The sequence below is a fragment of the Oryzihumus sp. genome (genome assembly GCF_036391795.1).
In the GTDB taxonomy this organism is placed as follows: domain Bacteria; phylum Actinomycetota; class Actinomycetes; order Actinomycetales; family Dermatophilaceae; genus Oryzihumus.
In genome coordinates, this window is the sequence record NZ_DASVZH010000125.1 from 1 (window position 1) to 7,893 (window position 7,893).

At 72.7% G+C, this 7,893-nt stretch carries 8 protein-coding genes; 3 read left to right on the plus strand and 5 right to left on the minus strand.

Going from position 1 to position 7,893, the window contains the following annotated elements; translation table 11 throughout:
- From VF825_RS07270 to VF825_RS07290, 5 genes are all read right to left on the minus strand, one after another.
- On the minus strand, nucleotides 1-587 hold a 587-nt coding region (locus VF825_RS07270), incomplete at its 3' end, for a type IV pilus twitching motility protein PilT (protein WP_331111685.1).
- A 171-nt stretch (nucleotides 588-758) separates the two neighbouring features.
- Complete coding sequence (locus VF825_RS07275) at nucleotides 759-2,429, minus strand: GspE/PulE family protein (RefSeq protein ID WP_331111687.1); 1,671 nt, start codon at nucleotides 2,427-2,429, stop codon at nucleotides 759-761.
- A 188-nt stretch (nucleotides 2,430-2,617) separates the two neighbouring features.
- The gene (locus tag VF825_RS07280; protein ID WP_331111689.1) at nucleotides 2,618-3,805 is read right to left on the minus strand and encodes a DUF2157 domain-containing protein; all 1,188 of its coding nucleotides are present in this window, start codon (nucleotides 3,803-3,805) and stop codon (nucleotides 2,618-2,620) included.
- A gap of 81 nt (nucleotides 3,806-3,886) precedes the next feature.
- The gene (locus tag VF825_RS07285; protein ID WP_331111691.1) at nucleotides 3,887-4,351 is read right to left on the minus strand and encodes a TspO/MBR family protein; all 465 of its coding nucleotides are present in this window, start codon (nucleotides 4,349-4,351) and stop codon (nucleotides 3,887-3,889) included.
- Nucleotides 4,348-4,932: a DinB family protein gene (locus VF825_RS07290; RefSeq protein ID WP_331111693.1), complete on the minus strand. Its 585-nt coding sequence runs from the start codon at nucleotides 4,930-4,932 to the stop codon at nucleotides 4,348-4,350. The genes VF825_RS07285 and VF825_RS07290 overlap by 4 nt, the downstream gene beginning before the upstream one ends.
- Before the next feature lie 266 nt (nucleotides 4,933-5,198).
- Here VF825_RS07290 and VF825_RS07295 point away from each other — a divergent pair, with 266 nt between their 5' ends.
- Genes VF825_RS07295 through VF825_RS07305 form a run of 3 tightly spaced genes read left to right on the plus strand, consistent with a single transcriptional unit; the run spans nucleotide 5,199 to nucleotide 7,823 of the window.
- Nucleotides 5,199-6,503 (plus strand): cyclopropane-fatty-acyl-phospholipid synthase family protein, encoded by a 1,305-nt coding sequence (locus VF825_RS07295; RefSeq protein ID WP_331111695.1) that lies wholly within the window; start codon nucleotides 5,199-5,201, stop codon nucleotides 6,501-6,503.
- Nucleotides 6,503-7,309, plus strand: a complete 807-nt coding sequence (locus tag VF825_RS07300) for a DUF1295 domain-containing protein (protein WP_331111699.1) — start codon at nucleotides 6,503-6,505, stop codon at nucleotides 7,307-7,309. The genes VF825_RS07295 and VF825_RS07300 overlap by 1 nt, the downstream gene beginning before the upstream one ends.
- Nucleotides 7,310-7,358: 49 nt before the next feature.
- Nucleotides 7,359-7,823 (plus strand): peroxiredoxin, encoded by a 465-nt coding sequence (locus tag VF825_RS07305; RefSeq protein WP_331111696.1) that lies wholly within the window; start codon nucleotides 7,359-7,361, stop codon nucleotides 7,821-7,823.
- Nucleotides 7,824-7,893 lie beyond the last annotated feature (70 nt).

Genomic DNA, 7,893 nt, shown 5'->3' on the forward strand with positions numbered 1-7,893 from the left:
GTGTGGACGTACTCGATCGGGTCCTCGATGGTGACGATGTGGCCGGGCCGCTGGGCGTTGGCGATGTCGAGCAGGCTGGCCAGGGTGGTGGACTTGCCCGAGCCGGTCGGGCCGGTGACCAGCACCAGCCCGCGGGGAAGCATGGCCAGGTCCGCCACCGCCGGTGGCAGCCCGAGATCATAGAGCGAGCGGATCGTGTGCGGGATGGCACGCAGCACCGCGCCCACCTGGCCGCGCTGGCGGAACACGTTGACACGGAACCGGCTCACCTCGGCGATCTCGTAGGCGGTGTCGAGCTCGTTGTCCCGCAGGAAGCGTTGCCACAGGGGGTCGGGCAGGATCCCGCGGACCAGCCGCTCGCACTCGTCGCCGGTGATGTCTGCCAGGCCGGGCAGGGGCGACAGGGACCCGTGCACGCGGACCGAGGGCGCGATACCGGCGGTGAGGTGCAGGTCGGACCCACCCAGCGCGACCATCTCGCGCAGGAGGTCGTCGAGGTGACCACCTGCACCCGGGAGCCCGTCGTGGGCAAGCCCGCCGCCGGGAAGGCCGTCACCCGCCAGTGGCTCGTAGGACGTGAGGCTCATGGCACTCCTTCGCGCCGGACGCGGTGAATGCGTCGTCAGGACAAGGGAACCGGGCGCGGGGGAGCGCTGCGGGCGCGCGTGGTGTCGAACCACCCAGCACACATCGAGGCTAGGGGCCAGCGTCATTCGGCGGAGGCAGATTGACCAACATCAGACCGAGTCCGCGGCAGGTCAGACGGTGACGCGCAGGACCTCTTCGAGGGTGGTCAGGCCCATGGCGGCCTTGAGCAGGCCGTCGTCGCGCAGCGTGACCATGCCCTCCTCGAGGGCGACACGGGCGAGCTCGGTGGCGGGGGCGTTGGCGACCGTGAGCCGCTCGATCTCCTCACTGACCGGCATGACCTCGTTGAGCGAGAGGCGTCCCCGGTAGCCGGTCTTGGCGCAGGAGCGGCAGCCGACCGCGCGCCACAGCTCCTCCGGCCGGCCGAGCGGCTCGAACGGCCAACGCGCGCCGGCCAGCTCCTCGTCGGTGGGCCGGTAGGCCTCCTTGCACCACTCGCAGAGCCGGCGGGCCAGGCGCTGGGCCAGGACGGCGTCCAGCGAGGAGCCCACGAGGAAGGGCTCGATGCCCATCTCGACCAGACGGGTCATGGCGCTCGGCGCGTCGTTGGTGTGCAGCGTGGACAGCACGAGGTGGCCGGTCAGGGCGGCCTCGACGGCGAGCTGTGCCGTGGTGCGGTCACGGATCTCACCGATGAGGACGATGTCGGGGTCGGAACGCAGGATCGCCGGCAGCACCGCGGCGAAGGTCAGCCCGGCCTTGACGTTGACCTGCACCTGGTTGATGCCGTGGATGCGGTACTCCACCGGGTCCTCGACGGTGATGACGTTGACCTCGGGCCGGGCGATCTCGGTCAGCGTGGCGTAGAGCGTGGTGGACTTGCCCGAGCCGGTGGGGCCGGTCACCAGCACCATGCCGTGCGGCTTGCGGAAGCTGGCCGAGAAGCGCTCGTAGTTGGCGGTGGTGAAGCCGAGCTTCTTCAGGTCGAGGTCGACGCCACCGGTGTCGAGGACGCGCAGGACGATCTTCTCGCCCCAGACGGTCGGCAGGGTGGCCGAGCGCAGGTCGACGGTGCGGCCGTCGAGGTCGACGGTGATGCGCCCGTTCTGCGGCACCCGGCGCTCGGTGATGTCCAGGCCGGACATGATCTTCAGCCGCGAGGTCATCGCCGCCTGCAGGGCACGCGGCACGGTGTCGATCTCGTGCAGCACGCCGTCGATGCGCAGGCGCACCCGCAGGTCGTGCTCGGTCGGCTCGAGGTGGATGTCGGAGGCCCGGCTGGAGATGGAGCGCTGCAGCAGCGAGCTGACGTAGCGCACCACCGGCGCGTCCTCCTCGCCGGTGATGACCAGCTCGGTGGCCGGGCCCTCCTCGGCGGCGACCTGCGCGGCGGCCTCGGTGAGGTCGTTGCTCTGGCGCTGGTAGCGGTCCAGGAGCCGGGTCAGCTCGTCGCGGGTGACCACGACCGGGCGCACGATGAGGCCGGTGGCCGCCCGCACGTCGTCCAGGCCGATGACGTCGCCGGGGTCGAGGACGGCGACCGTGACGGCGGTGTCCGTCACGGTGATGGGCAGCATCTGGTGCCGCCGGGCCAGGCCGAGCGGCAGCTGGCTCATCGCCGCCGGGTCGACGGGGTAGCTCCCGAGCTCGACCGCCTCGATGCCGTAGGCGTCGGCGACCGCCGAGGCCAGCTCGAACTCGGTGATGTGGTTGTCCTGGACCAGGACCGTGGTGACCGGCTGCTGGCTGAGCTCGGCGCTGAGGGACGCGCGCTCGAGTGCGGACTCCGGAAGGCCCCGGTTGAGCAGGGCCGCCACCACCGTGTCCAGTGCCGCATCCATGGAGCGCTCCCCTCGGTGCGAACACCTCCTGTGACTCCTGTTGCCCATGAGGTGTCGAGGGGCAACTCTACGGCGCGTCCTGCGTCGGCGAGGGCGGCTTGACCAAGACCAGCAGGAAGGCGGCCGCGTGCGTCGGGTCGGTCCGAGGCCAGGCCGACGCCAAAGCCTCAGCCCGAGGCCCCCCCACGTCAGCCGAGCGTCAGGACTGCGGCGCTGGTGCTCACCGCCACCACGGCAGCAGCAACCATCGCGACCGTGCTGTCGGGCCAGGGCAGCCGTGGCCCCCGGACGGCGGCCGGCGCACCGGGCGGGTGCTGCCGACGACGCCGGGCCGTGACGAGCGCGGCGGCCACGAGGAGGACACCCACGAGCAGCAGCCCCAGCGAGGCGCCGAGCGTGCCACCGAACCACTCCACCATGGCGGCCGGCAGGACCTGCAGGGCGGCGACGCTGCCGACGACGAGCAGGACCAGGCTCCGCGCGACGACGGCGACGACGACCACGGCTGCCACCGTGGCCAGCGCCAGGATGGTGCCCCACCGCGTCGGCATGGTCGCCGTGGCGCCGACGATCGCGCCGGCCGAGCCGAGCACCACGCCGAGGTTCGCGCTCGAGGGCCGGCCGGCCCACGCCAGGACCCCGCCCCAGGCCAGGAGCGCCCACACCACGCCGGCACCCCACATGGCCAGCCCCATGGCCCCGGCCTCGCTGGTGGACAGGTAGGACGCCGACGCGGCGACGGTGCCCAGCACGGCGACCAGCGTCGCGGCGTGCTGGAGGGGATGGTGGTGCGCCCACCACAGCACCCCGGCCACCACGGCGGTCGGGCCGGTGATGAACAGCGCGAGGTCACTGTCGCCCAGGTTCAGCGACTCGGAGCCCAGCAGTCCGAGGAAGCCCGCGACGGCACCGGTGGCGGCCAGCCAGAGGACTGCCCGCAACCTCTGCCCGGGCTCGCCGAGCCGTTGTGGCACCAGCGCACCACCGAGCAGGAGCAGGGCTGCCGCAGCGCCGACGATGGCCAGCCGCGCAGGCGTGCCGAGGTCGTTCCAGAACCGGGCGGCGACCAGGATGCTGGCCACGAGGATGATGACGCCGCCGAGGTAGCCCAGCGCCTCTGTCACCAGGGAGGCGTGCGGTGCGGGTGGTAGGGCCAGCTGGGCCGGAGCGGGTGCCGGGGGCGCCGGGGCAGGCCCGGGCAGGTCGGCGCGCATCCGGGCTGCCTGCTCGGCCGTGACGACGCCGTCAGCCAGCCAGTGCTCCAGCAGCCGGTCGATGTCCCCGGGGTGGAGGGACGGCGAGCCGCCCCGCTCCGAAGGCGTGGCAGGGGTGGCGGCGGGTGGCTGCTCGCGTGGGTCGGATGTGCGCGTCTCCATGCCCTCAGCGTCTCGCCGGGAGCACCTGGCAGCCGCAGACCAAGGTCCCCGGCCGGGCCGGCGCCAGGGTGCGCCGCCTGTTCAGCGGTTGCGTCGCCAGATGTCGGCGTTCAGGGCGCTGGCGAACAGCCCCCACGCGGCGTACGGCGCGAGGGCAGCCGCCGCGCGGCCGTCGCGGCGGCGGGCCTGGTCGACCAGGGCGAGGTTGAGCCCGTCGAGGACGGCGATGACCGCCAGGCCGTTGCGCGGTGACCGGCCCTTGAAGAACGCCCAGCACCAGCCGGCGTTGGCCACCAGGTCGGCGGCGACCAGTGCCCCGAGGCGACGCCGCCGCGCCGGGTCCGGCTCGGCATCCAGGAGCCTGGCGGTGCCCCATGCGATCGCGGCGTACAACGGCGTCCACACCAGCGGGAACGCCACCGGTGGTGGCTGCCACGGTGGCTTGGCCTGGGAGCGGTACCACGAGGAGTCGGGGTCCGTGCCCAGCGCGCCGACGACCGCCGTAACCAGGGTGCCCAGCGACGTGGCCACGAGGGTGCGCCTCACCGTCCCGCCTCCACCGGCGGGGTCCACGGCTTCATCCACGGGGTCTCGGGCCAGCCCTCGGCGGCAGCCATGAGCGGGAAGGCGGTGGCCCCGTCGATCGACTCGCGGACGATGTCGGCGTGGCCGGCGTGACGTGCGGTCTCCTGGATCAGGTGGAGCAGCACCCAGCGCACCGACCACGCCTCGACGTCCTGGGGGAACCAGGGTGCGTCACGCGGCACCGGCACCGGCCGCCCGAGGTCCTCCACCTCGGCGATCGCCGTCTCGGTCTCGGCGGCCACCTCCTCGTAGAGGTCGAGGACGTCCTGCAGCGTCTCACCCTCGGCCAGGTGGAAGTTGGCCAGGTAGTCCTCACGGCCGTAGGTCTGCGGCACGTCGCGCACCCGCTGGATCCAGCCTCGCTCGGTCGTAGCCGCGTGCTTGACCAGGCCGCCGACACTGAGGCTGCTCGCGGTCGGCGTCGCGCGCGCCTGCTCGTCGCTCAGCCCGTGCGCCGTCAGGCGCAGCACGTAACGCATCTGCGCGAGGTAGGCCAGCAGGCCGTCGCGCTCGTCGGTGATGGGTCGGACGCTCCCCGGCATGGCACACCCCGTCGTCGTCGATGAACTGCTGTGCCTCCGATGCTGGCACCTGCCACCGACAGAGGCCACCGGCGTGCGAGGGGTCCGTGCCCGGCCCGGGGGGTGTCGACACGGCATACCGGCCAATCCGGCTGCGGCACCGCTCCGAACCACCGGTGCGTCGCCGGCGTTTCCTGCCGCGTGCCCGTCCGGGCACGCTCGGGCAGGATGGCGACAGGTCGGCCGGGGACCTCCCGCCGACGCGGACACCGCAGGAGGAACCGCCCGTGACCACGACGCAGACCCGTCCCGGGCCGCAGGTCGGCTCCGGCTCGTCGATCGCCCGCACGCTCGGTGAGCTCGTCGAGCCGATGTTCGGCGGCGAGCTGCCGCTGCGGCTGCGCACCCCCGACGGGGGCGAGTACGGCCCCGACGGCGCTCCGGTCGTCACCATCTCCTCGCCGGATGCGTTGCGGCGCCTGCTGTTCCACCCCGGCGAGCTCGGCCTGGCCCAGGCCTACGTCACCGGCGAGATCGACGTCGAGGGCGACGTCCTCGACGGGTTCCGCCGGGTGTGGCGCACCGCTCGGCAGCGCAGCGTCTCGCCGCGACCGACGCCCGCGCGGCTGCTCCAGGCCCTCCGCACCGCCCGCGAGCTCGGTGCCCTCGGCCGGCCGCCGGTGCCGCCGGCGTCCCAGGCCCGGCTGCGGGGCCGGCTGCACAGCCTCGGCCGCGACCGGCAGGTCATCGCGCACCACTACGACCTGTCCAACGACTTCTACGCGATGGTCCTCGACCCGCACATGGCCTACTCCTGTGGCTACTGGACCAGCGACGACCCGTCCTACACGGTGCAGGACGCCCAGCGGGACAAGCTCGACCTCGTCTGCCGCAAGCTCGGCCTGCGTGAGGGCATGCGGATGCTCGACATCGGCTGCGGCTGGGGTTCCCTGACCCTGTATGCCGCCGATCACTTCGGCGCGCACGTCCTGGCGGTCACCCTCTCGGCCGAGCAGCGCGCGTTCGTCCAGGCGCGGGTCGACGAGCGGGGCCTCGGCGACCGGGTCGAGGTCCGGCTGCAGGACTACCGCGAGGTGCCCGAGACCGGCTTCGACGCGGTCACCTCGATCGAGATGGGTGAGCACGTCGGCAAGGAGAACTACCCCGTCTTCACCGGTCTCATCCACAGCCGGCTCAAGCCCGGCGGCCGCGTGCTGGTCCAGCAGATGTCCCGCAAGGGCCACCACCCCGGCGGCGGGCCGTTCATCGAGGCGTTCATCGCCCCCGACATGTGGATGCGCCCGGTCGGCGAGACCGTCGACCTCATCGAGCAGGCCGGTCTCGAGGTGCGCGACGTGCACGCGATGCGCGAGCACTACGTGCGCACCATCCACGCCTGGTACGCCACCCTCGAGCAGCGCTGGGACGACGTCGTCGCCCTGGTCGGCGAGGAGGTCGCCCGCGTCTGGCGCCTCTACATGGTCGGGAGTGCGCTGTCCTTCGAGGAGAACCGCATGGGCGTGGACCAGATCCTCGCGGTCAAGCCGGGTGCCGACGGCGTCAGCGGGATGCCGCCGGTGCGGGCCTGGTGATGGCCTTCCCCTGGGGCGCCTTCGCCGCGGCGCTGCCGTTCACCGTCCTCGCCGTCGTGGTCGTCCTCGGCGTGACGCTGCTGGTCGCCCTGCGCGTGGGCAGGCACGCCGTGGTCGACGTGGCGTGGGGGCTGGGCTTCGCGGCGGTGGCCCTCACGGCATACGCGCTGTCCGCGGGGGAGGGCGACGCGGCGCGTCGCCTGCTGGTCACGCTCCTGACCGTCGTGTGGGGCGCGCGCCTCGCCATCCACATCGGGCGCCGCTCCCGCGGCCACGGTGAGGACCCCCGGTATGCCGAGCTGCTCGCCGCCGCGCCGGGCAACCCCACCTGGTATGCCGTGCGCAAGGTCTACCTGACCCAGGGCGCGGTCATGTGGTTCGTGTCGTTGCCGGTGCAGGTGGCCTGCTTCGAGCCGGCCGGGCTCGGCGTGCTGGCGTGGGTCGGGGTCGCCGTCTGGCTGGTCGGCTTCTTCTTCGAGACCGTCGGCGACTGGCAGCTGACCCGCTTCCGGAACGACCCGGCCAGCGCGGGCCAGGTCCTCGACACCGGCCTGTGGCGCTACACCCGTCACCCCAACTACTTCGGCGACGCGTGCGTGTGGTGGGGTCTGTCCCTCATCGCCTTCAGCGCCTGGCCCGGCATCCTCACCGTGCTCTCGCCGGTGGCGATGACGTGGCTGCTGGCCAAGGGCACCGGCAAGCCGCTGCTGGAGAAGGACATGTCCTCGCGCCGTCCCGGCTACGTGGACTACGTCAGGCGGACCAGCGGTTTCGTCCCGCTCCCGCCGAAGAAGGGCGCCGTCTGAACGACGGCGCCACCTGGCCCGTGCACCTGTATGAGAGGAAGGCCCGAGCATGAAGACCCTGACGGCGGGTGACCTGGCCCCCGACTTCGAGCTGCCCGACCAGGACGGCACCCCCACCCGGCTGAGCACCCTGCTGCTCGACGGGCCCGTGGTGCTGTTCTTCTACCCCGCCGCCATGACCGGGGGCTGCACCCGGGAGGGCTGCCACTTCCGTGACCTGGCAGCGGAGTTCGCCGCCGCCGGTGGCCAGCGCGTCGGCATCAGCCGCGACGAGGTGTCCTCACAGAAGGAGTTCGCTGACACCCACGGCTTCGACTACCCGCTGCTGTCCGACCCCGACGGCACGGTCGCGGCCGGCTTCGGCGTCAAGCGGAAGCTGGTCTCCTACGTCAAGCGCGCGACGTTCGTCATCGACACCGACCGGACGATCCGCGAGGTGGTCAGCAGCGAGACCAACTTCACCACCCACGCGGAGACGGCGCTGGAGTGCCTCAAGGCCCTGCAGCGCCGCTGATCCTCCTCCCCACGCGCCGAGAGGGACGTTCCCGCGGGTTCGAAGGCATCCCAACCCCGAGGAACGTCCC